The organism is Nocardioides sp. WG-D5, assembly GCF_054031175.1.
In genome coordinates this window covers 1,481,133-1,503,111 of record NZ_CM132928.1, presented here as the reverse complement: position 1 = coordinate 1,503,111, position 21,979 = coordinate 1,481,133, and the positions used below count along the sequence as shown (strand labels likewise).

The window sequence follows — 21,979 nt, the reverse complement described above, 5'->3', positions numbered from 1 at the left end:
GGGTAATAAATTTGGCAGTCTTCCGTCGCATGACGGTTTCGACTCAGGGTTCCATCCACGACGTGCTCGTACTGCCCTACCTCAACCACGCGATTCGCATGCTCGAGTCGGGCTACGCCACCGCCACCGACATCGACAACGCCATGCGCTTCGGCTGCGGCTACCCCCAGGGACCGCTGGCCACGGTCGACGAGATCGGCGCCTCCGTCGTACGCGACGCGCTGCTCGCCCGCTTCGAGGAGACCGGCGACAACCTGCACAAGCCGGCCGACCTGCTCACCCGGGTCGCCGACGAGGCCGGGTCGTTCACCGGCGCGGACCGGGACGACGTACGCGCTCCGGAGCTGCGCCACACGATCGAGAAGATCGGCGTGGTCGGCACCGGCACGATGGCCTCCGGCATCGTCCAGGTCTTCGCCCAGGCGGGCTATGACGTCGTCTTCGTCGGCCGCTCCCAGGAGAAGCTCGACGGCGTCGTCGCCGGGATCACCAAGTCGCTCGACAAGGCTATCGCCAAGGGCCGCTCGGACGAGGCGACCAAGGCGGCCGTGCTCGGCCGGCTCACCGGGAGCACCTCGCGCGAGGACCTCGCCGAGGCCGACCTGATCGTCGAGGGCATCGCCGAGGACCTCGAGATCAAGACCCAGCTCTTCAAGGACCTCGACCGGATCGCCAAGCCGGGCGCCATCCTGGCCACGACCACCAGCTCGATGCCGATCACCGAGCTCGCCAAGGTCACCGAGCGCCCCGGCGACGTCATCGGCATGCACTTCTTCAACCCCGCGCCGGTCATGAAGCTCGTCGAGGTGGTCACCACCGACCTCACCTCGCCCGAGGTGGACGAGACCGTGCTCGCGCTGTCCACCGCGGTCAAGAAGGTCCCGGTCTCCTGCGGCGACCGCTCCGGCTTCATCGTCAACGCGCTGCTGTTCCCCTACCTCAACGACGCCGTCAAGCTGCACGAGTCCGGCGTCGCGATGGAGGAGATCGACACCGCGATCAAGGAGACCGCCGGCTTCCCGATGGGCCCGTTCGAGCTTCTCGACGTCGTCGGCAACGACGTCTCGCTGGCCATCCAGTCCGAGCTCCGCAACGAGTTCGGCGAGCCCGGCTTCGACCCCGCGCCTCTCCTGGTCCAGAAGGTCCAGGAGGGCAAGCTCGGTCGCAAGACCGGCGAGGGCTTTCACACCTACTGATCCAGCCCGGCCGAGGCGTCACGTACGTCGGCCGAGGCGTCACGTACGTCGGCCGAGGCGTCACGTACGTCGGCCGAGGCGTCACCTACGCGAATCGAGCCGTCACCCCGGTGACGGCTCGATTCGCCTGTCTGACGCCTCGGCCTGCGGGGGTGACGCCTCGGTCAGGGGCGGGGGTAGCCGCGGCGTACGGCTCGCTCCAGGATTCCCAGCGTGGCCCGGATCGACTTCTGGTCGATGACAGGGAAGATCGGCTTCCACTCGGGGAGGGCGGTGGACCAGTCGCAGTAGGAGGTGACGCGGGTGTCGCCGGAGTCGAGCTGCTCGAGCTCGTAGCCGAAGCGGTGGCCGATCGGCGGCTTGACGGTGCCTTCGATGGTCCACTCGATCGACCGGTCGGGGTCGAAGCCGGTGATGATCACGGTGACGTCGTACCTGCCCATCGGGTAGTCGCCGAGCGCCTCGCGGTCCATGTGGACGACGAACCGGTCGCCGACCGCGGACACGGCGGACCCGTCCGCCGACTGGAGCATGCCGGAGGCGTCGATGGCGACGTGGCCGTCAGGGTCGACCAGAACGGCGAAGATGTCGGTGGGGGAGGCGGGGATGATCCGCTCGGCGTCGATGCGTTCGGCCTCGACGGGCTCGGCGGCCCGGGTCTGTTCCGTCACGGGGCCTGAATCTAGCGGCGTCCTGGCGTACCCGGCACCACCCCGTGGCAGGATGCTCGACATGAGCGAGCGCACGATCGAGACAGTCGGAGTCGTCGGCCTGGGCACCATGGGCGCGGGGATCGCGGAGGTGTTCGCCCGCAACGGGTTCACCGTCGTCGGGGTGGAGCGGGACGAGGAGGGCCTCGAGCGCGGCAAGGCGCATCTGGCGCACTCGACGGGTCGTGCGGTCAAGCGTGGCAAGCTCAGCGAGGAGGAGCAGGAGGCGCTGCTCGGCCGGATCTCCTTCGCCACCGATGCGACCGCGCTCAAGGACGTCGACATGGTCGTCGAGGCGGTCGTGGAGTCGCTGGAGCTGAAGAAGTCCATCCTCGCCACCCTCGACGAGATCGTGGCTCCCGAGACGATCCTGGCGACCAACACCTCCTCGCTCTCGGTGACCGAGATCTCGACCGCCTCCAAGCACCCGGGGCGGGTCGTCGGCGTGCACTTCTTCAACCCCGCGCCGGTGCAGAAGTTCGTCGAGATCGTACGCACCGTGGTGACCGAGCCCGAGGTGCTCGAGGACGCCCGCGCGGTCGTCGGCAAGCTCGGCAAGTCGCCGGTGGTCTGCGGTGACCGGGCCGGGTTCATCGCCAACGCGCTGCTCTTCGGCTACCTCAACCACGCGGTCTCGATGTTCGAGGGCCACTACGCCACCCGCGAGGACATCGACACCGCGATGCGGCTGGGCTGCGGCTACCCGATGGGGCCGCTGGCGCTGCTGGACCTGATCGGCCTGGACACCTCCTACGAGATCCTCGACACGATGTACCGCCAGGGTCGCGACCGGCTGCACGCCCCCGCGCCGATCCTCAAGCAGATGGTCACCGCCGGGATGCTCGGGCGGAAGTCGGGCCGCGGCTTCTACACCTACGAGGCCGCCGACTCGCCGGTCGTGGTCCCGGACGCGCTCACCCCGAGCGCCGACGCCACCCACGAGCTGCGCCGGTCGATCACGAAGGTGGGCGTCGTCGGCACCGGGACGATGGCCTCCGGGATCGTCGAGGTCTTCGCCAAGGGCGGCTACGACGTGACGTACGTCGGGCGTAGTCAGGACAAGGTCGACGGCGTCGCCGCGCGGATCACCAAGAGCCTCGACAAGGCGATCGGTCGAGGCAAGCTCGAGGAGTCGGCGAAGCCGGAGATCCTCGGCCGCCTGACGGGCACCACGTCGCTGGACGACCTGGCCGACGTCGACATCGTCGTGGAGGCGATCGCCGAGGACCTGGCCATCAAGACCACGCTCTTCGAGAACCTCGACGACATCTGCAAGCCCGGCGCGATCCTGGCGACCACGACCTCGAGCCTGCCGGTCATCGAGCTGGCGAGGGTGACGAAGCGGCCGGCCGACGTCGTCGGGATGCACTTCTTCAACCCGGCACCGGTGATGAAGCTGGTCGAGGTCGTCTCCACCGTCACCACGGCCGAGGAGGTCTCCGAGACCGTCCGCGCGCTGTGCGCGAAGGTCGGCAAGTCGCCGGTCTCGTGCGGCGACCGCGCCGGCTTCATCGTCAACGCGCTGCTCTTCCCCTACCTCAACGACGCGGTCAAGATGCTCGAGGGGCACTACGCCACCGCCGACGACATCGACACCGCGATGAAGCTCGGCTGTGCGCTCCCGATGGGTCCGTTCGAGCTGCTCGACGTGGTCGGCAACGACGTCTCGCTCGCCATCGAGCGTGAGCTCTACCTGGAGTTCCGCGAGCCGGGCTTCGCGCCCGCGCCGCTGCTGGAGCACCTGGTCACCGCCGGCTACCTCGGCCGCAAGACGGGCAAGGGATTCCGCGACTACAGCTGATTCCACAAGGGCGTCGCCGACGGTGCCGCCCCCGACCACCCCGGCAGTACGCTGAATGACGTGGGACTTCTGATCGCACTTCTCATCGTCGTCGCGGTGATCGGGACCGTGGTCGTGACCAGCAGGCGCTCGCAGGCGCGAGCGCTGGAAAAGCAGCGCGCCGAGCTCGAACCGGTCAAGCAGCTCGCCTTCGAGGACGTCACCGCCTTCGGTGAGGAGCTGCAGAAGCTCGACCTCGACATGTCCGGCAAGGAGCTCGACGAGGGCGCCAACGCCGACTACCAGCGAGCCCTGGACGAGTACGAGACGGCCAAGCGCACCGTCGACAGGATGACCTCGCCCGACGACGTCAAGCAGATCACGACGATCGTCGAGGACGGTCGCTACGCGATCGCGTGCGTCAAGGCGCGGGTCGCCGGGGAACCGCTGCCCAAGCGCCGCCCGCCGTGCTTCTTCGACCCCCGCCACGGCCTCTCGGTCGAGGACGTGGCCTGGGCGCCGCCGGGCGGCACCACTCGTGACGTACCTGCCTGCGCGCTCGACGCCGAGCGCGTCAAGGCCGGCGCCGAGCCCGACACCCGCAAGGTGATGGTCGGCAACGAGCGGGTCCCCTACTGGCAGGGTGGCCCGGCCTACCGGCCCTACGCCGCCGGCTACTTCGGCGCCTTCTCGCCGATGGACTGGATGTTCGCCGGGCTGATGTTCAGCGCGTTCGGCGGCTTCGACGCCTTCGGTGAGATCGGTGAGGGCATGGGCGACGCGATCGGCGGGATCGGCGAGGGCATGGGGGACATGTTCGGCGGGATCGGCGACGGCATCGGAGACATGTTCGACGGCTTCGATTTCTGAGCCCTTACGATCCTCCGGTGACACTTCATACGCTCGAGCTCGGCGAGTCCGGCAGCCGCGTCGTCTTCCTGCACGGACTCTTCGGCCAGGGCCGCAACTGGAACACGCTCGGGAAGCAGCTGGCGGACAAGCATCGGGTCACGCTCGTCGACCTGCCCCACCACGGCCGCTCGCCGCAGCCCGACACCTTCGACTACCTCGACGTGACCGCGGCCGTCGCCGAGCTCCTCTCTGCTGATGACGGAGCCGACGACCCCGCGACCGTGGTCGGCCACTCGATGGGTGGCAAGGTGGCGATGCTGCTCGCGATCACCCGCCCCGAGCTGGTCGCGAAGCTGGTCGTGGCCGACATGTCCCCGGTCGTCTACGAGCGCGTCGGCGCCTTCAAGACGTACGTCGACGCGATGCAGGCGCTCGAACTGAGCCGCATCACCCGGCGCGAGGAGGCGGACGCGGGGATGCAGGAGGCCGTCCCGGACCCGACGATCCGCGGCTTCCTGCTGCAGAACCTGCGCCGCGATGGCGACGGCTGGCGCTGGGCGATGAACCTGGACGTGCTCGGGCGCGACCTCGACCGCATCGGCGCCTGGCCGGCCGAGGAGCTGAAGGCGTACGAGCCCTACGACGGGCCCGTGCTGTGGGTGGCCGGCGAGCTGTCGAACTACGTCACCGACGACTACGCGCCGGCGATGAAGGAATGGTTCCCGCGCTACCGCAAGGTGACCATCAAGGGCGCCGGTCACTGGGTCCACTCCGAGAAGCCGGAGACCTTCCTCGCCGCCCTGCGTCAGTTCCTCGGCGACTGAGCCGCCGCGGCGTCTACGCTGTGCGGCATGGAGCGCGACAGGCCCGTCATCGTGCTGGTCGGCGGCGAGCACGCCGACCTCATCGAGCAGGAGTTCAGGGCACGCTACGACCGTGACTACCGGATCGAGCCGGTGGTGGGCTTCGCCGCGGGCCTGGACAGAACGCGCGAGCTCGTGGCCGAGGGCGCGCAGATCGCGATGGTCGCCGCCGAGCACGTGCTCGACGAGGGCACCTCGATCGAGCTGCTGCACCGCATCCCGGGCATCGTGGCGACGGCACGCCGGGTCGCGCTGGTCTCGTGGGAGGACTTCTCCGATGCACTCGACGACCTGCGTGCCGCCGCGCTCGAGCGCGAGATGGACACCTTCGTCCTCATCCCGCGCGGCCCGCGGGACGAGGAGTTCCACACCGCGCTGATCGAGCTCCTCTCGGAGTGGGGATGGTCGGTGGGCAGGCCTCTGGTGACCGTGACCGATGTCGTCGCCGAGCCGGGCGACCGCGACGCGGCGGCGATCCGGGACCTGCTCGAACGGATGGGCTTCCCGAACCGACTGCTCGAACCGGGCGATGACGAGGCGCAGGAGCTCATCGAGGCCGCCGGCCCGGGGGCACAGCTGCCTCTGGTCCGTACGTTCCGGGGCCAGGTGGTCTCCGGGGCGACCGCGGCGACGGCGGCCGAGGCCATCTACGGCGGGTTCGACGAGATTCCCGAAGGTGTGATCGCCGACGTCGCCATCGTGGGCGGCGGACCGGCGGGCCTCGCTGCGGCCGTCTACGCGGCGTCGGAGGGCTTGGCGACGGTCGTCGTCGAGCGCGACGCGATCGGCGGCCAGGCGGGGTCGAGCTCCATGATCCGCAACTACCTCGGCTTCCCCCGCGGCATCTCGGGGATGCGTCTCGCCCAGCGATCCCGCATCCAGGCCAGCCGGTTCGGGGCACGCTTCTTCTCCGGGCGGCCGGTGACCGGGATCGAGCCCGGCCCGGCCGACGAGCCGGAGCACCAGCACGTGCACGTGCGCGGCGCCCAGTTCTGCGCGCGAACGGTCGTGCTCGCGATGGGCGTGACCTACCGGCGGCTCGGGGTCGCCGGCGTGGACGACCTGGTGGGTGCGGGCGTCTACTACGGCGCCGCGACGTCGATGGCGCGCGAGATGCAGGGCCGTGAGGTCTTCGTGGTGGGCGGCGGCAACTCGGCCGGACAGGCGGCCATCCACCTCGCCAAGTTCGCGAAGGCCGTGACGATCCTGGTCCGGCGGCACGACCTCGCGGAGACCATGTCGGCCTATCTGGTGCGGGAGATCGACGCGACCTCGAACATCCAGGTCCGGCCCCGCACGATCGTCGCCGACGGTGGGGGAGATGGCCAGCTGGAGTGGCTCCTGCTGGAAAACCTGGACACCGGCGAGGACACCAAGACCTCCGCCGACGGCCTCTTCTGCCTGCTCGGAGCCGAACCCGACTGTGCGTGGCTGGCGGAGGGGGTGGCCCTCGACGAGCACGGGTTCGTCCTGACCGGCCGCGACGTGCCGCGCGAGGAGTGGGTCGACGGCAGCCCGCCCGCGAGCCTGGAGACGACGGTGCCGGGTGTCTTCGCCGTCGGCGACGTACGCGCCGGGTCGATGAAGCGGGTCGCCTCCGCGAGCGGCGAGGGTGCGTCCGTGCTCCCGCTGGTGCACGCCCACCTGGCGCGACTGCGCGCCCGGGAGTTCGGCGCCTGAGCCGGTGAGACCTCAGGGCTCGATGAGGCCTGCCCTGATCGCGTACCGGGTCACCTGGGTGCGGTCGCGCAGGCCCAGCTTGGCGAGGATGTTCTCGCGGTGCCGCTCGACGGTCTTGTAGGAGATCGTCAGCTCGCGGGCGATCTCGCGGGTCGAGTGGCCCTCGGCGATGAGCTTGAGCACCTCGTCCTCGCGCTCCGTCAGCACCGTGCGTGGAAGGCTCTCGCCCCGGTTGAGGCGGTCGAGGTAGTCGCGGACGAGCGCGCTCATCGCGCCGGGGTAGACGAAGGCCTGGCCGCTCATCGCGGTGCGGCACGCCTTGACCAGGTCCTCGTCGGCGACCGACTTGAGGACGTAGCCGCTGGCGCCGACCTTGAGCGCCTCGAAGAAGTACTGCTCGTTGTCGTGCATCGAGAGCATCAGCATCTTCGGTGGCGTACGCATCCGGACGATGCTGCGAGCGGCCTGCAGCCCGGTCATCCGGGGCATCGCGACGTCGAGGATCACCAGGTCGACCTCGACGTCGCGCAGCGCGGCGACGGCCTCGGCGCCGTCGGCCGCCTCGGCGACCACCTCGAGGTCGGGCTCGGCGTCGAGGATGAGGCGTACGCCGCGGCGTACCAGGGTGTGGTCGTCGGCCAGCAGGATCCGGATCTTCGCAGGCGTCGGGGTCACAGCGGCACCTCCAGGACGACGGTGGTGCCGCGGCCGGGAGCGCTGGTCACCCGGAGGTCGGCACCGACGAGCAGGGCCCGCTCCCGCATGCCGCTGATCCCGGCGCCGGCGACGAGGTCGGTGCTGCCGCGGCCGTCGTCGGACACGGTGAGGACGACCTTGTCGCCGACCTTGCACAGGGACAGCTCGGCGGTGGCGGCGTGGGCGTGGCGGACGACGTTGGTGAGCGCCTCCTGGGCGACCCGGTAGATCACCAGCTCGCGGTCCTGGGGCAGCTCGGGCAGTCCGCGCCCCACGGTGCGGCGTACGCTCGTGCGGCCGAGCGCGCCGACGTCGGTGGCCAGCGCAGCCAGGGCGGCGTGCAGGCCGAGGTCCTCGAGCACGCCCGGTCGCAGCTGCCGCGCCACCCGGCGTACGTCGTCGATACCCGTGCGCGCGGACTCGCGCACCGCGGCCAGATCGGGTCGCACCGACTCGGGCACCTGTCGCTCCAGACCCTTGAGCCCCAGGAGCACGACGGTCAGCGACTGGCCGACCTCGTCGTGGAGCTCCTGGGCGATCCGGTGCCGCTCGGCCTCCTGGGCGGCGAGCGCCTTGGCGTTGCTGGTGCTCCGCTCGGTCTCCAGCCGGTCGAGCATCGCGTTGTAGCTGGCCACCAGGCGGGCGCCGGCACCCTTGCCCTGCGTCGTCAGGCGCTGGTCGGGGGAGAGGTGGTCCACCGAGTCCATCGTGCGGATCACCCGGTCGATCGGGGCCAGGCTGCGCAACAGCAGGAGCGCGTTGAGGGTCGCCATCAGGACCAGCCCGACCGCCAGCACCACCGCCTCCGAGGCCAGGACGCGCTCCGAGACCCGGGCCGGGGACAGCGCCAGGACCAGCGTGCCGACGCAGAACACCGCCCAGTTGGTCAGGCAGACCCGCCAGTAGAGGGGTAGATCGCTCATGCCCCAACCCTGACATGCTCTCTGGCCTGGACTTATGGGTGGCAGCACCCATTCGGATCCGGCGGGCGGTCGCGGAGAGTCGAGAGCATGGAGCTCAACGCATGATCGTGTACGCAGCGGTGGCCGTCTTCATCATCACCTACGGCCTCATCGCCACCGAGCGCGTTCACCGCGTCGCCGCCGCCCTGGGTGGCGTCGCCGCGATGGTCGCGCTCGGGATCATCAGCGCCGAGTCGGCCTTCTTCAGTCATGAGACCGGGGTCGACTGGGACGTCATCTTCCTGCTCTTCGGGATGATGGTGATCGTCGGCGTCCTCAAGCAGACGGGCCTGTTCGAGTTCCTCGCGCTGTGGGCGGTCAAGCAGTCCGGTGGCCGCCCGGCGCGCCTGGCGACGCTGCTGATCCTGGTCACCGCTGCGCTCTCGCCGATCCTCGACAACGTGACCACCGTGCTGCTGGTCACGCCGGTGACGCTGTCGGTCTGCGAGCGGCTGGGACTGCGGCCGATGCCCTACCTGATCTCGCTCATCCTGGCCGCCAACGTCGGTGGCACCTCGACCCTGATCGCCGACCCGCCCAACATCATCGTGGCCAGCCGGGCCAACCTGACCTTCGACGACTTCCTGATCCACTCGCTGCCACTGTGCCTGATCCTGCTGGTGGTCCTGATCGGGCTGGTCCGGGTGCTCTTCCGGCACGACTTCCGTGGCCGCGTCGACCTGGACGGCCTCATCGAGCCGCCCGCTTCGGCGATCCCGGACCGGGGGCTGCTCTACCGCTGCCTGGCCGTCCTGGCCCTGGTGATGCTCGCCTTCGGGCTGCACACCGAGCTCCACCTCGACCCCTCGCTCGTCGCCATGCTCGGCGCCGGCGCGATGGTGGTCGTCTCCCGGACCAGGACCGAGGCGTTCCTGGAGGAGGTCGAGTGGTCGACCCTGGCCTTCTTCATGGCCCTGTTCGTGCTGGTCGGCGGCCTGGTCGAGGTCGGCGTGATCGGCTCCCTGGGCACCTTCGCCGCCGACCTGATGGGCGACAACGAGCTCGCCGGGGTCACCGGGCTGATGATCGGCTCGGCCGTCGTCGGCGGGTTCGTCGACAACATCCCCTACACCGCGGCGATGGTGCCGATCGTGGAGGAGATGGTGGCCGCGACGCCGTCCTCGGGGGCCGACAGCCCGCTGTGGTGGGCCCTCGTCTTCGGCGCGGACCTCGGCGGCAACACGACGGCGGTCGCCGCGGGTGCCAACGTGGTCGTGCTCGGCCTCGCCGCCAAGGCCGGCCATCCGATCAGCTTCTGGAAGTTCACCAGGTACGGCATCGTGGTGACGATCGTGACCCTGGCCGTCGCCTGGGTCTACGTCGCACTGCGCTACTTCGTGCTCGCCGCCTGACGCTCCCGGTAGGCGGCCACCGCGTTGCGGTTGGTGCAGGTCGGCGAGCAGTAGCGCTTCGACCGGTTGCGGGAGAGGTCGACGACCACCCCCGCGCAGCCGTCGTCGGCGCAGATCGAGAGCCGGGACAGCTCATCGGCGCGGATCACGTCGACCATCGCCATCGCGGTCTCCACGGCGATCCGCGTCGCCAGCGGGGCGTCGGGCTCGGTGGCGTGGATGTGCCAGTCGTACGTCGTGTGGCGGACGAGCTGGGGCGTGGCCCGGTGCTCGGCGAGCAGCGCGTTGGTCAGCCGCACGGCCTCGTCGCCCTCGGCGGTGAGCAGATCGCGCAGCCGGATGCGCAGGGCACGGACCTCGTCGAGCTCGGCGCGGTCGCGGTCGTGCCGCCCCGTGTAGTCGTACGTCACGAAGAACTCGTCGAGCGCCGCCACGGTCCTCAGCTCGTCGACCGAGCCGGGGGAGAGGGCGAGGGTGTTCGCCAGCGCCGCGGCCGCCTGGAGGCCTACCTCGGTGTCATGGGTGAAAACCATGTTGACACATTACCGCGTCGCTGGGATCGTCATGTGTCATGACGACTTTGACCAATGACGAGGCGGTGCCGCAGAGCACGACGAAGACGCCGCTGGTGGCGGCCGGACTGCTCTTGGCGGTCGTCTCGGCGGTCACGTTCAGCCTGTCCGGGCCGCTGGGACGCGGCCTCTTCGACACCGGCTGGTCGACCGGCGGCGTGCTGGTCTTCCGCGTCGGTATCGGCGCCCTCGTGCTGGCCCCGTTCGCGGTGCGCTCGCTGGCTGGCCGGTGGCGGAACATCGCCGCGAGCTGGCGGGTCGTGGTGGCGTACGCACTGCTGGCGATCGTGGTGCCGCAGTTCGCGTTCTTCTCGGCGGTGCAGTGGATGGCGGTCGGGCCGGCGCTGCTGCTCGAGTACATGGGGGTCGTGCTCGTCGTCGCCTGGATGTGGCTGCGGCACGGCGAGCGGCCCTCGCGGCTGACGATGGTGGGCGCGCTGGTCGCGATCGCCGGGCTCGTGCTGGTCCTCGACCTCGTCAGCGGCGCGAACGTGCACCCGCTCGGTGTCCTGTGGGGCTCGGCGGCCGCCGTCGGTCTGGCCGGTTACTACGTGCTCAACGCCCACTCCAGCACCACGCTGCCGCCGCTCGCGCTGGCCTGGCTCGGCCTGACCGGTGCCACGATCCTGCTCGCGCTGCTCTGCCTGGTCGGGGCGATCCCGTTCGCGATGGAGACCACGCCGGTCGTCCTGGCGGGCCTGGAGATGCCCTGGTGGGGGCCGCTGATCGGCCTCGGCGTGCTGACCTGCTCGGTCGCGTACGCCGCCGGCATCGCCGCCACCCGCACCCTCGGGTCGCGCCTGTCGTCCTTCGTCGGACTTCTCGAGGTCGTCTCGGCCGTCGTCTTCGCCTGGCTGCTGCTCGGCGAGGCGCCCGGCCTCATCCAGCTCGTCGGCGGCCTGGTCGTGCTGGCCGGCATCATCGCGGTCCAGCAGGGCGAGCAGTCGACGAGCGCCTCCTGACAGCCCGAAGCGCCGCATGCCTCAGCTGATCAGCTGAGGCATGCGGCGCTTCGAAGGGTCCTGCTAGCGCTCGTCCTGAGCTCTGACGTAGACCTCGCGGATCAGCATCAGGATGGCCGCCGCGGTCGGGATCGCCAGCAGCGCGCCGACGACACCGAGCAGCGAGGCGCCGATGAGGGCCGCGATCACGGTGACCACGCCGGGGATGTCGACCGAGCGGGACATGACCCGCGGGTAGACGACGTAGTTCTCGAACTGCTGGTAGGCGATGTAGAAGACGACCGCGATGAGGCCCGTCTTCACGTCGGTCGTCGCGAAGGTGATCGCGCAGACGATGACCGCGCCGATGGTGGCCCCGATCATCGGGATCACGTCGGTGATCATGACGACGAAGGCCAGCGCCACCGCGTACTCGCCCATGCCGATGACGAAGAGCAGCACCAGCGTCGACAGACCGGCGCACAGGGCGACGATGAAGGCGCCGGAGACATAGCCGCCGATGCCGTCGAAGACCCGGTCACCGAGCTTGCTGACCCGGTCGCGGCGCGAGGCCGGGGCAAGCCGGTAGATCGCGTTCTTCGTCTGGTCGTAGGCGGCGATGAAGTAGAGCGTCAGGACGATGACGATGAACGCCGTGACGAGCACGTTGATCACCGCCAGGCCCACGCCGAGCGCACCACCGAAGGCGCTGCTGACGAAGTCGCCGCTGGCGACGTACTCCTGCACCTTGTCGAGGATCTGGTAGTCCTCGTTGAGCTGCTGGATGCGCTGGTTGCGCTGGAGCTCCTCGATCCAGTCGGGCACGTTGGCCGAGATCTTGGCGACCTGGTCGCTGATCACCGGCACCAGCGCCACGAAGAAGAGCGCGAGCGCGCCCAGCACGCCGAGGATGACGGTCAGGACCGCCCACGGGCGCGCGAAGCCACGCCTCTGCAGGAAGACGACCATCGGATTGATCCCTGCCGCGATGAAGAGCGAGACCACCACCTGGAGGATCACGCTCCCCATCGTGGTGAGGAGGTTGCCTGCCGCGTACGCGGTCAGCAGGCCGAAGCCGAGGAGCAGCCCGAAGAGGTAGGGCGAGTTGCGGTCGAACCGCGGTCCGGGCTTGCCGTACCGCTTGTCGCGCTCGCTCTCCTCCTCGGGCTCCGGCTCCTCGACGTCGATCGCGGTCTCGCTGTCGACCGCTGGGTCCTCGTTCGAGCCGTTTTCGGCAGACGTCGACTCAGGACCGTCCGTGGGACGGTCGGCAGCGGCCGCGTTCACCGGCTTTCGGACTTCGCAGTCTCGGGCTCGCGGATCGCGGTCTTCTCCGAGGGCTCGTCGTAGTCGTCGTAGTCGTCGGAGAGGTCGTCGTCGGAGTCGACCAGGGTGACGCTCTCGTCGACCACGAGCTCGCCGTCGACGATGTCCTCCTCCTCGGCGCGCGGCTTCGGCGCCTCCAGCTCGGCCGGGTCCTCGGTCTTGCCGAACCCGGAGACCAGGTCGGTGAGCGAGGAGAGCTGAGCGGCGATGGCGTCGCGGCGCTTGGTGAGACGGTCGACCTCGGCCTTGATGATCGCGAGGCCCTTCTCGGCCTCGACGGTCGCGGTGGAGGCGAGGTGGTCGGCCTCGGCGCGAGCCTTGGACAGGATCGCCTCGGCGTCGCGGCGGGCGCGCGAGATGATCCCCTCGGACTCCTTGGCCAGCTCGGCGCGCTGGTCGGCGACGTGCTGGGCGGCGATCCGGGCGCGCTCCTCGGCGTCGGCGGCGCGGGTCTCGCCCTCGGCGACGATACGGGCGGTCTCGGCCATCGCCTGGTCGTGGTGGTCGGCGGCCTCGCGGGCGAGGCGCTCGCGCTCGACGGCGAGCATCCGCCGGGCCTCCTGGACCTCACGGTCCGCTCCGGCACGGGCCTTCTCGACCTCGCGCTGGGTCGACGTACGCAGCTGGGTGACCTCCTGCTGCACGGCGAGCCGGATCTGGTCGGCCTCGCGCTTGGCGGCGGCGAGCATCTCGTCGCTCTCGGCCTGCACCATCGAGCGAGCCTGCTGGACCTCCGACATCACCTTCTCGCGGTGGTCGTCGATCTCCTTGTAGTGAGTCGTACGCAGCGACTCGATGTCACGCTGGGCGGACGCCTTCGTCGCGGCGGCCTCGCGCTGGGCGGCCTCGCGGATGACCGCGGCCTCCTTCTCGGCGGACTCCTTGACGGCGGCGGCCTCTTCCTCGGCCAGCCGGAGCATCGCGCTGGCGCGGCCACCGAGCGAGGCGTAGGAGGGGGCCTCGTTGCTCTGGGCGGCTGCTGCCTTGAGGTCGTTGACCTTGCGCTCGAGCTCGGCGATGCGCCGCTGCGCGTTGCGCAGGGCCGACTGACCCTGGCCGTTGGCCTGGAGCAGCTGCTGGACCCGCGCGTTCACGGTGCCGGGGTCGTATCCGCCACGACGCACGACCGGGAAGGCTGGGAGCGAGCCTGGAGCCGGTGGTGGCGAGTTGTGGCCGGAGCTGGGTGAACCAGATGCGCCGGGGACCCTGGGGAGGACCTGTGTCTCGGTCGAGTCCTGCTCGGGCTTCTGCCGAGGCTCTGAAGCCTCGTTGAAGATGGACAGTCCCTCATTCGTCATTTGTGGCGGATTCCTCACACTGTAGGTCGTCTACGAGCTGCCTCTGCTCCCAAAGGGCAAGACTACGGCCGGTCGCCCCTCGCGCAAGGGGAGACCGGCCGTGAATCCAGTCTCAAACGGTTCTATTTACTGAGACTACGGGTCTCAGATTCCCCGGAAGAGGTTGATCTTGTCGATGTGCGCCGCGCGCTTCTCCTCGTCGAGGACGCCGAGCCCCTCCTCGGGGGCCAGGCAGAGCACGCCGACCTTGCCCTGGTGCTTGTTGTGGTGCACGTCGAGCGAGGCCTGGCCGACCTCCTCCAGGGTGTAGGTGCGGGAGAGGGTCGGGTGGATCTTGCCCTGCGCGATGAGGCGGTTGGCCTCCCACGACTCGCGGTAGTTGGCGAAGTGGCTGGAGATGATCCGCTTGAGGTTCATCCACAGGTAGCGGTTGTCGTACTCGTGCATGTAGCCCGAGGTCGACGCGCAGGTGGTGATGGTGCCGCCCTTGCGGGTGACGAAGACCGAGGCGCCGAAGGTCTCACGGCCCGGGTGCTCGAAGACGATGTCGATGTCCTCGCCGCCGGTGAGCTCGCGGATGGCCTTGCCCAGGCGCAGCCACTCCTTCGGGTTCTGCTGGGTGCCGTCCTCGTTCCAGAACTTGAAGTCCATCTCGGAGCGGTTGATGACCATCTCGGCGCCCATGTTGCGCACGATCTTGGCCTTCTCCTCGTTGGAGACCACGCAGACCGGGTTGGCGCCGCCGTTGAGGGCGTACTGCGTCGCGAAGCCGCCGAGGCCACCGGAGGCACCCCAGATCAGGACGTTGTCGCCCTGCTTCATGTTGCCGCCGTTGGCGGAGACGAGCTGACGGTAGGCGGTGCAGTTGACCAGGCCGGGGGAGGCGGCCTCCTCCCAGGTGAGGTGCTCCGGCTTCGGCATCAGCTGGTTGGCCTTGACCATCGCGACGTCGGCGAGGCCGCCGAAGTTGGTCTCGAAGCCCCAGATGCGCTGGGAGGGGTCCATCATCGTGTCGTTGTGGCCGTCGGGAGCCTCGAGCTCGACCGAGAGGCAGTGGGCCACGACCCGGTCGCCCGGCTTCCACTTGGTCACGCCCGCGCCGACCTTCAGCACGACGCCGGACAGGTCGGAGCCGACGATGTGGTAGTCGAGGTTGTGGCGGGCACCGAGCTCGGACTCCTTGCCGTAGCGCTCCAGGAACCCGAAGGTGGAGACCGGCTCGAAGATCGAGGTCCACACGGTGTTGTAGTTGATCGCCGAGGCCATCACCGCGACGAAGGCCTCGCCCGGGCCGAGCTCGGGAAGGGCGACGTCCTCGACGTGGAGGGACTTCCGGGGGTCCTTCTCCTTGGTCGCGACGCCCTCGAACATGTCGACCTCGTCCTTGTGGACGGTGGCGGCACGGTAGTGGTCGGGGATCTCGAGGTTCGCGAACTCCTCGCTGGGCGTGTCGCCCGCAAGGATCGCGTCGAGGATTTTCTGCATGGTCGGCTCCTGCGTCGTCGTAGGGGTCGCGGTTGGCTCTATTTCGCTGGACATTACTGGTGAGTAACCGTTAACGCCAGCCTGATGTGACACATGACTCTTGGATCGTTCACGTGCCGTGGTGGGTTCTCAGTGGGCGGGGTTCGCGGCCGGCTCGACGAGCTCGACCAGGACGCCGCCGGCGTCCTTCGGGTGGATGAAGTTGATCCGCGAGTCGGCGGTGCCGCGCCGCGGTGCGTCGTAGAGAAGACGTACGCCGCGCTCCCGGAGGATCGCCGAGACCTGCTCCACGTCGGTGACCCGGTAGGCCAGCTGCTGCATGCCCGGGCCGTTGCGGTCGAGGAACTTGGCGATGGTGCTGTTCTCGTTGAGCGGGGCGAGCAGCTGCAGCTTGTTGTCGGAGTCGCCGATGGCGATCATCGCCTCCTCGACGCCCTGCTCCTCGTTGGTCTCCCGGTGGGCGAGCTTCATGCCGAAGGTCTTCTCGTAGAAGTCGATCGCCGCGTCCAGATCGGCGACGGCGAGGCCGACGTGGTCGATCTGGGTGAACAGGTGCGGCGGGATGTCAACGGTAGTCATGGGCCTACTCTCCTTGAGGTCGGGCCTAAGAGGCACAATGTGTGATGACAGCCACACCCAGCTGCTGTCATCTCTCTTCCCACTGAGGTTACTAATAAGTAACCTCAGTGGCAGATCAGCACCACCAACATCCTTGGAGGACCCATGTCCAACGTCATCGTCGCCGGGGCGCGTACGCCGATCGGCCGCCTGCTCGGCGGGCTCAAGAGCCTGTCCGCGGCCGATCTGGGCGGCGTCGCCATCAAGGGCGCCCTGGAGAAGGCAGGCGTCTCGCCGGAGCAGGTCGACTACCTGATCATGGGTCAGGTCATCCAGGCCGGCGCAGGTCAGAACCCGGCTCGCGCGGCCGGCATCGCCGGCGGGCTGCCGATGAACATCCCGTCGATCACCATCAACAAGGTGTGCCTCTCCGGCCTCAACACCATCGCCATGGCCGACCAGATGATCCGCGCCGGCGAGGCCGAGATCATCGTCGCGGGCGGCATGGAGTCGATGACCAACGCGCCGCACCTGCTTCCGAAGTCCCGCGAGGGCTTCAAGTACGGCGACACCACCCTGGTGGACTCGATGGCCTACGACGCGCTCTACGACCAGCTCACCCAGCAGGCGATGGGCGGGCTCACCGAGCAGGTCAACGCCGAGGGCGTGAAGCTCACCCGCGAGGAGCAGGACGCCTTCGCCGCCACGTCGCACCAGCGCGCCGCCGCGGCCCAGAAGAACGGCGTCTTCGACGACGAGATCGTCCCGGTCTCGATCCCGCAGCGCAAGGGCGAGCCGATCGTCGTCAGCGCCGACGAGGGCGTACGCGGCGACACCACTGCCGAGTCGCTGGCCAAGCTCCGCCCGGCGTTCTCCAAGGAGGGCACCATCACCGCCGGCTCCGCCTCGCAGATCTCCGACGGTGCCGCTGCCGTCGTCGTGATGAGCAAGGAGAAGGCCGAGGAGCTCGGTCTGGAGTGGCTCGCCGAGATCGGCGCCCACGGCATGGTCGCCGGCCCCGACTCCTCGCTGCAGCTGCAGCCGGCCAACGCCACGGCCAAGGCCCTCGAGAAGGAGGGCATCACCGCCGCCGACCTCGACCTGGTCGAGTTCAACGAGGCGTTCGCTGCCGTCGGCATCGAGTCCACCAAGAAGCTCGGTCTCGACCCGGAGATCGTCAACGTCAACGGCGGCGCGATCGCGCTCGGCCACCCCGTCGGCATGTCCGGCACGCGCGTCGTGCTCCACCTGGCGCACGAGCTCAAGCGTCGCGGTGGCGGCACCGGTGCGGCCGCGCTGTGCGGTGGTGGCGGTCAGGGTGACGCACTGATCGTGCGTGTGCCCAAGGCGTGAGCCATCGCTGAAGTGAGCGACCTGGTCGCGCGCGCCCGGGGCGGTGAGCCCCGGGCGGTCGCGCGGCTGGTGTCGTACGTAGAGAACGCCCCCGTCGGCGGGGGAGAGCGCCTCCGCGAGGTGATGGCCGCGCTCGCGCCGCACGGTGGGAACGCCCAGATCGTGGGGCTCACCGGTGCCCCGGGCGTCGGGAAGTCGACGACCACCTCAGCGCTGGTCCGCGAGCTGCGCTCCGCCGGGCGGACCGTGGCCGTGCTGGCGGTCGACCCGTCGTCCCCGTTCTCGGGTGGTGCGCTGCTCGGTGACCGGATCCGGATGACCGACCACGCCACCGACCCGGGTGTCTTCATCCGGTCGATGGCCTCCCGGGGCCATCTCGGCGGTCTGGCCTGGTCGGCGCCGCAGGCGATCCGGGTGCTGGACGCCGCCGGTTTCGACGTGGTGCTGGTCGAGACCGTCGGTGTGGGCCAGTCGGAGGTGGAGATCGCCGGCCTCGCCGACACCACCGTGGTCCTGCTCGCGCCCGGGATGGGCGACGGCATCCAGGCGGCGAAGGCCGGAATCCTGGAGATCGGCGACCTCTACGTCGTCAACAAGGCCGACCGGGAGGGGGCGACCAAGGTGCAGCGCGACCTGCGCGGGATGCTCCGCCTGGCCGACCGCCCGGCGGAGGCCTGGACCCCGCCGGTCCTCACCGCCGTCGCCCAGTCCGGCAAGGGCCTGGCCGAGGTGGTCGCCGCGCTCGACGAGCACCGGGCCTGGCTCGAGTCCAGCGGCACGCTGGCGCTGCGGCGTACGCGACGGGCACGGGCCGAGATCGAGGCCATCGCCGTCGAGACGCTGCGGGCCAGGTGGACGACGGTGGGGTCGTCGAGCGACCTGGACGCCCTCGCGGAGAAGGTGGTCACGGGGGAGAAGGACCCCTACGCCGCCGCCGACACGCTCCTCGCCGAGTAGCCGGTCGCCGGTCTTTCGGCAGGAGTTGTCCCGGCGTACGGCTTGTTCTGTCGACTCTCGCTTCGCGGAGTCACTATCGTTGCTGGTGTGAACCTCTTCGGTGTCGACATCTCCAAGCACCTTCTGCGAGACGAAGGTGAGGTCGTCGTCGACGAGGTCACCCATCACTGGGTGTCCTACATCAGGCCGGTGGCGGAGGCGATCCTCGGTCTGGCGCTGATGATCGTCGCCGCGACGATCGACATGAACGTCGCCTGGATCATCGTGCTGCTCGCGTTCGCGCTGGTCGGGCACGCGTTCTGGCGGTCGCTGGTGGTCAGCCGGGACCGGTTCGTGGTCACCAACATGCGCATCTTCCGTGTCCACGGCGTGCTCTCGAGCGAGTTGGCGACCATGCCGCTGGCCCGAGTCCTCGACATCACCGTGAAGCAGTCCTTCACGGGCCAGATCTTCAACTACGGCCACTTCGTCTTCGAGTCGGCCGCCCAGGAGCAGGGCCTCAACAACATCTACTTCGTCGGACGGCCGAACGAGCGTGACCTGACCATCCAGCGCGTCGTCCAGCGTGCGGGCCTCCGTGGCAGCGTCGGTTAGACCGTCCTCATAGGATTGGCGACATGACGCAGCAGCCGTTCTCCCGTCCCGGAGCCGTCGACCTCTCCGGGCTCGCCAGCACCCCCGCACAGGACGCCCCCTTCGGCGGTCCGGCCGATGCGGCTCCCGCCCAGGGGCGGAGCGCCGGCTCCTACACCGTCGAGGTCGACGAGCAGATCTTCCAGTCGGTGCTCGAGGCGTCGATGACCGCCCCGGTCGTCCTGGTCTTCTACTCCGCCTCCCGCGCTCCCGAGAGCGTCACCTACGCGCGCGACGTCTCGACGGTCGTGGAGGAGTACGACGGCCGGTTCCTGGTCGGCCTGGTCGACATCGACAAGAACCCGCAGATCGCGCAGGCGCTGCAGGTGCCCCAGGTGCCGCTCCTCTACATCCTGCTCGACGGCCGGCCGGTCACCCAGCCGATCCCGGGCGCGCTCAACCTCGAGGAGCTGCGTACGGTCTTCCAGCAGCTCGGGCAGCAGCTCACCACCCAGGGCATCGGCGGGCGGCACAAGCCCAACGCCATCGGCGGTGGCGCGACCGAGGAGGGCGCCGAGCCGGCGCTCGACCCGCGCTACGCACCGGCCCAGGACGCGCTGGAGCGCGGTGACATCGACGCGGCCGTGGCCGAGTACGAGAAGCTGATCGCCTCCAACCCCGCCGACTCCGAGGCCGCCGCCGGGCTGGCGATGGCCAAGGTCCTGCAGCGTACGCAGGGGGTCGACCTCAACGCCGCCCGTGCCGCCGCCGCGGCCGCGCCCGAGGACGTCGACGCGCAGACCCTCGTCGCCGACCTGGACCTGCTCGGCGGCCACGTGGAGGACTCCTTCATCCGGCTGGTCGAGCTGGTGCGGCGTACGTCGGGGGACGAGCGCAACAAGGCGCGCGAGCACCTGCTGGGGCTCTTCGCCGCGGTCGGCAACGACGACGAGCGCGTGCTCAAGGGCCGTCAGTCGCTGGCCTCGGCACTGTTCTGATCCGCGCTGTTCTGATCCGCTAGGGCCGCGAGCACGGCGGTGACCGCCGGCGAGGCGGTCATCGTGCGCCGGTGCAGCGCGAGGATCTCGCGGGTGGGGACCGGGTCGACGACGCGTACGGCGACCAGGTCCTCACCCAGCGCCGCCCGTCCCAGGCGCGGGACGAGCGCGATCCCGAGGCCGGCCCGCACCAGCGCCAGATGGCTGTCGAACTCCATCGAGACGTGCGCGATCCGCGGCAGCCGGCCGGTGCCGGCGTACATCCGGTTCAGCCACTGCCGGCAGATCGTGCCCTCCGGTGTCGCGATCCAGTCCTCGGCGACCAGGTCGTGCGGGGTCACCTTGGCGAGCTGGGCGAGCGGGTGGTCGCGATGGGCGATCACGTCGGCGACGTCGCGGAGGAGCTCGGTGGTGACGAGGTGGTCGGGGATGGAGAGCGGCACGTCGCCCCAGGAGTGCACCACGCCGATCTCGCTGTGACCGGTCGCCACCAGGTCGACGGTGTCCCACGGCTCTCGCTCGGAGAGGGTGAGCACGAGGTCGGGATGGACCGTGCGGAGCTCGCCGGCGACCGGCGCGATCAGCCCGCGCATCGCGGTGGAGAAGGCGGTCAGCCGCAGTCGCCCGGCGACGGTCGTGGCCTGCTCGTGCAGCCCGGACTCCAGCGACTCCATGTCGGCGAGCAGCCGCGAGCCCTCGTCGACCAGGTGCCGCCCGGCATGGGTGAGCATGACGCCGCGCCCGATCCGCTCCAGGAGCGGTACGCCGACCTGCCGCTCGAGCCGCTTGACCTGCTGCGACACCGCGCTCGGTGTGAAGCCCAGGGCGTCGGCGGCCGCCACCACCGAACCGTGGCTGTCGACGGCACGGAGAGCGACGAGCGCGGACAGATCGATCATAAAGTGATGCTACGTCATTCGATGAAGAATCATTCGCTGGTGCTTCATGATCTTTGCCTTCATCCTGGTGGATGTGACTCGCCGTGACTCGCTGCTCGCCGTCCTCGTCGCCGTCCTGTGGGGCTTCAACTTCGTCGTCATCGACTGGGGCCTCGAGACGCGTGACGGGCACTCGGTGCCGCCGCTGCTGCTGCTTGCCGTGCGCTTCGTGCTGGTCGCGTTCCCGGCCGTCTTCCTGCTGCCTCGCCCGAAGGCGTCGTGGAAGGTGGTCGCGGCGGTCGGGGCCTTCATGAGCCTGGGTCAGTTCGGCCTGCTCTACACCAGCATGGCCGCGGGGATGCCGCCCGGCCTGGCGGGGCTCGTGCTCCAGGCGCAGGTCGTGCTCACCATCGTCATCGCGGCCGGCGTGCTGCGTGAGCGGCCGACGCTGATGCAGGTGGTCGGCGTCGTCGCCGGTGCGCTCGGCCTGGTCGTGGTGGCGCTGGGACGCGGTGGCCACGTGCCGGTCGTGGCGCTGGTGCTGTGCCTGCTCGCGGCGCTGTCGTGGGCGATCGGCAACGTGATCTCCCGCGCGGCCAAGGTGCCCGGCGGCCTCTCGCTGACGGTCTGGTCGGCGCTGGTCGTGCCGCTCCCGCTGCTCGCGCTCTCGTTGGTTCTCGACGGACCCGAGGGGGTCCGCGACGGGGTGGCCGCCTTCGGCTGGGAGGCGCTGGTCTCCACGGCCTACACGGTCGTGCTCGCCTCGTTCGTCGGCTACGGCATCTTCAACTCGTTGCTCGCGCGGCACCCGGCCTCCTCGGTGGTGCCGTGGATCCTGCTGGTGCCTCCGGTGGCCATCGGGTCCGCATGGCTGCTGCTCGGCGAGGTGCCGAGCGCCGGCGAGCTCGCCGGTGGTGCCCTGCTGGTGCTCGGTGCGCTCGTCGCGCAG

The 21,979-nt window shown here is 69.7% G+C and carries 20 protein-coding genes and 1 pseudogene; 12 read left to right on the top strand and 9 right to left on the bottom strand.

Going from position 1 to position 21,979, the window contains the following annotated elements; all coding sequences use genetic code 11:
- The first annotated feature begins 29 nt into the window (after window positions 1–29).
- Complete coding sequence (locus tag ACWZJV_RS07280; RefSeq protein WP_457180785.1) at window positions 30–1,196, top strand: 3-hydroxyacyl-CoA dehydrogenase NAD-binding domain-containing protein; 1,167 nt, start codon at window positions 30–32, stop codon at window positions 1,194–1,196.
- A 164-nt stretch (window positions 1,197–1,360) separates the two neighbouring features.
- Here ACWZJV_RS07280 and ACWZJV_RS07275 read toward each other — a convergent pair whose 3' ends face one another.
- The gene (locus tag ACWZJV_RS07275; protein ID WP_457180783.1) at window positions 1,361–1,867 is read right to left on the bottom strand and encodes a polyketide cyclase; all 507 of its coding nucleotides are present in this window, start codon (window positions 1,865–1,867) and stop codon (window positions 1,361–1,363) included.
- Between the two features lie 61 nt (window positions 1,868–1,928).
- On the opposite strand from ACWZJV_RS07275, the gene ACWZJV_RS07270 reads away from it, so the two are divergent.
- The 4 genes from ACWZJV_RS07270 to ACWZJV_RS07255 are packed head-to-tail and all read left to right on the top strand — an operon-like array spanning window position 1,929 to window position 7,081.
- Window positions 1,929–3,707, top strand: coding sequence for a 3-hydroxyacyl-CoA dehydrogenase family protein (locus ACWZJV_RS07270; RefSeq protein ID WP_008362172.1), 1,779 nt, complete (start codon window positions 1,929–1,931; stop codon window positions 3,705–3,707).
- A gap of 60 nt (window positions 3,708–3,767) precedes the next feature.
- Window positions 3,768–4,556 carry a hypothetical protein gene (locus ACWZJV_RS07265; protein ID WP_457180781.1) on the top strand — a complete coding sequence of 263 codons (789 nt, stop codon included), beginning with the start codon at window positions 3,768–3,770 and terminating at the stop codon, window positions 4,554–4,556.
- Window positions 4,557–4,573: 17 nt separating this feature from the next.
- Window positions 4,574–5,362 carry an alpha/beta fold hydrolase gene (locus tag ACWZJV_RS07260; RefSeq protein WP_457180779.1) on the top strand — a complete coding sequence of 263 codons (789 nt, stop codon included), beginning with the start codon at window positions 4,574–4,576 and terminating at the stop codon, window positions 5,360–5,362.
- A 27-nt stretch (window positions 5,363–5,389) separates the two neighbouring features.
- Complete coding sequence (locus ACWZJV_RS07255; protein WP_457180777.1) at window positions 5,390–7,081, top strand: FAD-dependent oxidoreductase; 1,692 nt, start codon at window positions 5,390–5,392, stop codon at window positions 7,079–7,081.
- Window positions 7,082–7,093: 12 nt separating this feature from the next.
- On the opposite strand, the gene ACWZJV_RS07250 is transcribed toward ACWZJV_RS07255, so the two are convergent.
- Both ACWZJV_RS07250 and ACWZJV_RS07245 read right to left on the bottom strand, forming a co-directional pair.
- Window positions 7,094–7,756, bottom strand: a complete 663-nt coding sequence (locus ACWZJV_RS07250) for a response regulator (RefSeq protein WP_141795508.1) — start codon at window positions 7,754–7,756, stop codon at window positions 7,094–7,096.
- Entirely contained in the window at window positions 7,753–8,700 is a 948-nt protein-coding gene (locus tag ACWZJV_RS07245) for a sensor histidine kinase (protein ID WP_457180775.1), read from the bottom strand. Before ACWZJV_RS07245 ends, ACWZJV_RS07250 begins: the two co-directional genes overlap by 4 nt.
- Window positions 8,701–8,801: 101 nt before the next feature.
- On the opposite strand from ACWZJV_RS07245, the gene ACWZJV_RS07240 reads away from it, so the two are divergent.
- The gene (locus ACWZJV_RS07240; RefSeq protein WP_457180773.1) at window positions 8,802–10,091 is read left to right on the top strand and encodes an SLC13 family permease; all 1,290 of its coding nucleotides are present in this window, start codon (window positions 8,802–8,804) and stop codon (window positions 10,089–10,091) included.
- Here the strand turns inward: ACWZJV_RS07240 and ACWZJV_RS07235 are convergent.
- Complete coding sequence (locus tag ACWZJV_RS07235) at window positions 10,070–10,624, bottom strand: CGNR zinc finger domain-containing protein (RefSeq protein WP_008362181.1); 555 nt, start codon at window positions 10,622–10,624, stop codon at window positions 10,070–10,072. The two genes, ACWZJV_RS07240 and ACWZJV_RS07235, sit on opposite strands and share 22 nt — an antisense overlap.
- A 38-nt stretch (window positions 10,625–10,662) precedes the next feature.
- Between ACWZJV_RS07235 and ACWZJV_RS07230 the strand changes: the two genes are divergently transcribed.
- A complete protein-coding gene (locus ACWZJV_RS07230) occupies window positions 10,663–11,625 on the top strand; it encodes an EamA family transporter (protein ID WP_196873194.1) in 963 nt (320 codons plus the stop codon).
- A gap of 63 nt (window positions 11,626–11,688) precedes the next feature.
- Here ACWZJV_RS07230 and ACWZJV_RS07225 read toward each other — a convergent pair whose 3' ends face one another.
- The 4 genes from ACWZJV_RS07225 to mce form a co-directional block, all read right to left on the bottom strand.
- On the bottom strand, window positions 11,689–12,891 hold the full coding sequence (locus tag ACWZJV_RS07225; RefSeq protein ID WP_008362183.1) for an AI-2E family transporter: 1,203 nt from the start codon (window positions 12,889–12,891) through the stop codon (window positions 11,689–11,691).
- Entirely contained in the window at window positions 12,888–14,054 is a 1,167-nt protein-coding gene (locus ACWZJV_RS07220; protein ID WP_196873195.1) for a flotillin family protein, read from the bottom strand. The genes ACWZJV_RS07225 and ACWZJV_RS07220 overlap by 4 nt, the downstream gene beginning before the upstream one ends.
- A gap of 318 nt (window positions 14,055–14,372) precedes the next feature.
- Entirely contained in the window at window positions 14,373–15,713 is a 1,341-nt protein-coding gene (gene ccrA, locus ACWZJV_RS07215) for a crotonyl-CoA carboxylase/reductase (RefSeq protein ID WP_008362188.1), read from the bottom strand.
- Window positions 15,714–15,842: 129 nt separating this feature from the next.
- On the bottom strand, window positions 15,843–16,292 hold the full coding sequence (gene mce / locus ACWZJV_RS07210; protein ID WP_008362190.1) for a methylmalonyl-CoA epimerase: 450 nt from the start codon (window positions 16,290–16,292) through the stop codon (window positions 15,843–15,845).
- 144 nt (window positions 16,293–16,436) lie between these two features.
- Here mce and ACWZJV_RS07205 point away from each other — a divergent pair, with 144 nt between their 5' ends.
- The 4 genes from ACWZJV_RS07205 to ACWZJV_RS07190 all read left to right on the top strand — a co-directional run bounded on the left by ACWZJV_RS07205 (window position 16,437) and on the right by ACWZJV_RS07190 (window position 20,152).
- Window positions 16,437–17,624 carry an acetyl-CoA C-acetyltransferase gene (locus ACWZJV_RS07205; protein WP_196873196.1) on the top strand — a complete coding sequence of 396 codons (1,188 nt, stop codon included), beginning with the start codon at window positions 16,437–16,439 and terminating at the stop codon, window positions 17,622–17,624.
- A 12-nt stretch (window positions 17,625–17,636) separates the two neighbouring features.
- Window positions 17,637–18,581 carry a methylmalonyl Co-A mutase-associated GTPase MeaB gene (meaB, locus tag ACWZJV_RS07200; RefSeq protein ID WP_457180768.1) on the top strand — a complete coding sequence of 315 codons (945 nt, stop codon included), beginning with the start codon at window positions 17,637–17,639 and terminating at the stop codon, window positions 18,579–18,581.
- Window positions 18,582–18,668: 87 nt separating this feature from the next.
- Window positions 18,669–19,175, top strand: coding sequence for a PH domain-containing protein (locus ACWZJV_RS07195; RefSeq protein ID WP_008362196.1), 507 nt, complete (start codon window positions 18,669–18,671; stop codon window positions 19,173–19,175).
- 23 nt (window positions 19,176–19,198) lie between these two features.
- The gene (locus ACWZJV_RS07190) at window positions 19,199–20,152 is read left to right on the top strand and encodes a co-chaperone YbbN (RefSeq protein ID WP_457180766.1); all 954 of its coding nucleotides are present in this window, start codon (window positions 19,199–19,201) and stop codon (window positions 20,150–20,152) included.
- Here the strand turns inward: ACWZJV_RS07190 and ACWZJV_RS07185 are convergent.
- A complete protein-coding gene (locus tag ACWZJV_RS07185; RefSeq protein ID WP_457180764.1) occupies window positions 20,125–21,051 on the bottom strand; it encodes a LysR family transcriptional regulator in 927 nt (308 codons plus the stop codon). The genes ACWZJV_RS07190 and ACWZJV_RS07185 overlap by 28 nt on opposite strands.
- A gap of 46 nt (window positions 21,052–21,097) precedes the next feature.
- On the opposite strand from ACWZJV_RS07185, the pseudogene ACWZJV_RS07180 reads away from it, so the two are divergent.
- A pseudogene (locus ACWZJV_RS07180) lies at window positions 21,098–21,961 on the top strand (EamA family transporter); the annotation flags it as partial.
- Between the last annotated feature and the right edge of the window lie 18 nt (window positions 21,962–21,979).

Excerpts from the sequence above, each read along its gene's own strand:
- ACWZJV_RS07235 (WP_008362181.1), bottom strand. The coding sequence starts at position 10,624 with ATGGTTTTCACCCATGACACCGAGGTAGGCCTCCAGGCGGCCGCGGCG.
- ACWZJV_RS07280 (WP_457180785.1), top strand. The coding sequence starts at position 30 with ATGACGGTTTCGACTCAGGGTTCCATCCACGACGTGCTCGTACTGCCC.
- ccrA (WP_008362188.1), bottom strand. The coding sequence starts at position 15,713 with ATGCAGAAAATCCTCGACGCGATCCTTGCGGGCGACACGCCCAGCGAG.
- ACWZJV_RS07245 (WP_457180775.1), bottom strand. The coding sequence starts at position 8,700 with ATGAGCGATCTACCCCTCTACTGGCGGGTCTGCCTGACCAACTGGGCG.
- ACWZJV_RS07190 (WP_457180766.1), top strand. The coding sequence starts at position 19,199 with ATGACGCAGCAGCCGTTCTCCCGTCCCGGAGCCGTCGACCTCTCCGGG.
- ACWZJV_RS07185 (WP_457180764.1), bottom strand. The coding sequence starts at position 21,051 with ATGATCGATCTGTCCGCGCTCGTCGCTCTCCGTGCCGTCGACAGCCAC.
- ACWZJV_RS07240 (WP_457180773.1), top strand. The coding sequence starts at position 8,802 with ATGATCGTGTACGCAGCGGTGGCCGTCTTCATCATCACCTACGGCCTC.
- mce (WP_008362190.1), bottom strand. The coding sequence starts at position 16,292 with ATGACTACCGTTGACATCCCGCCGCACCTGTTCACCCAGATCGACCAC.
- ACWZJV_RS07255 (WP_457180777.1), top strand. The coding sequence starts at position 5,390 with ATGGAGCGCGACAGGCCCGTCATCGTGCTGGTCGGCGGCGAGCACGCC.
- ACWZJV_RS07230 (WP_196873194.1), top strand. The coding sequence starts at position 10,663 with ATGACGACTTTGACCAATGACGAGGCGGTGCCGCAGAGCACGACGAAG.
- ACWZJV_RS07205 (WP_196873196.1), top strand. The coding sequence starts at position 16,437 with ATGTCCAACGTCATCGTCGCCGGGGCGCGTACGCCGATCGGCCGCCTG.
- ACWZJV_RS07270 (WP_008362172.1), top strand. The coding sequence starts at position 1,929 with ATGAGCGAGCGCACGATCGAGACAGTCGGAGTCGTCGGCCTGGGCACC.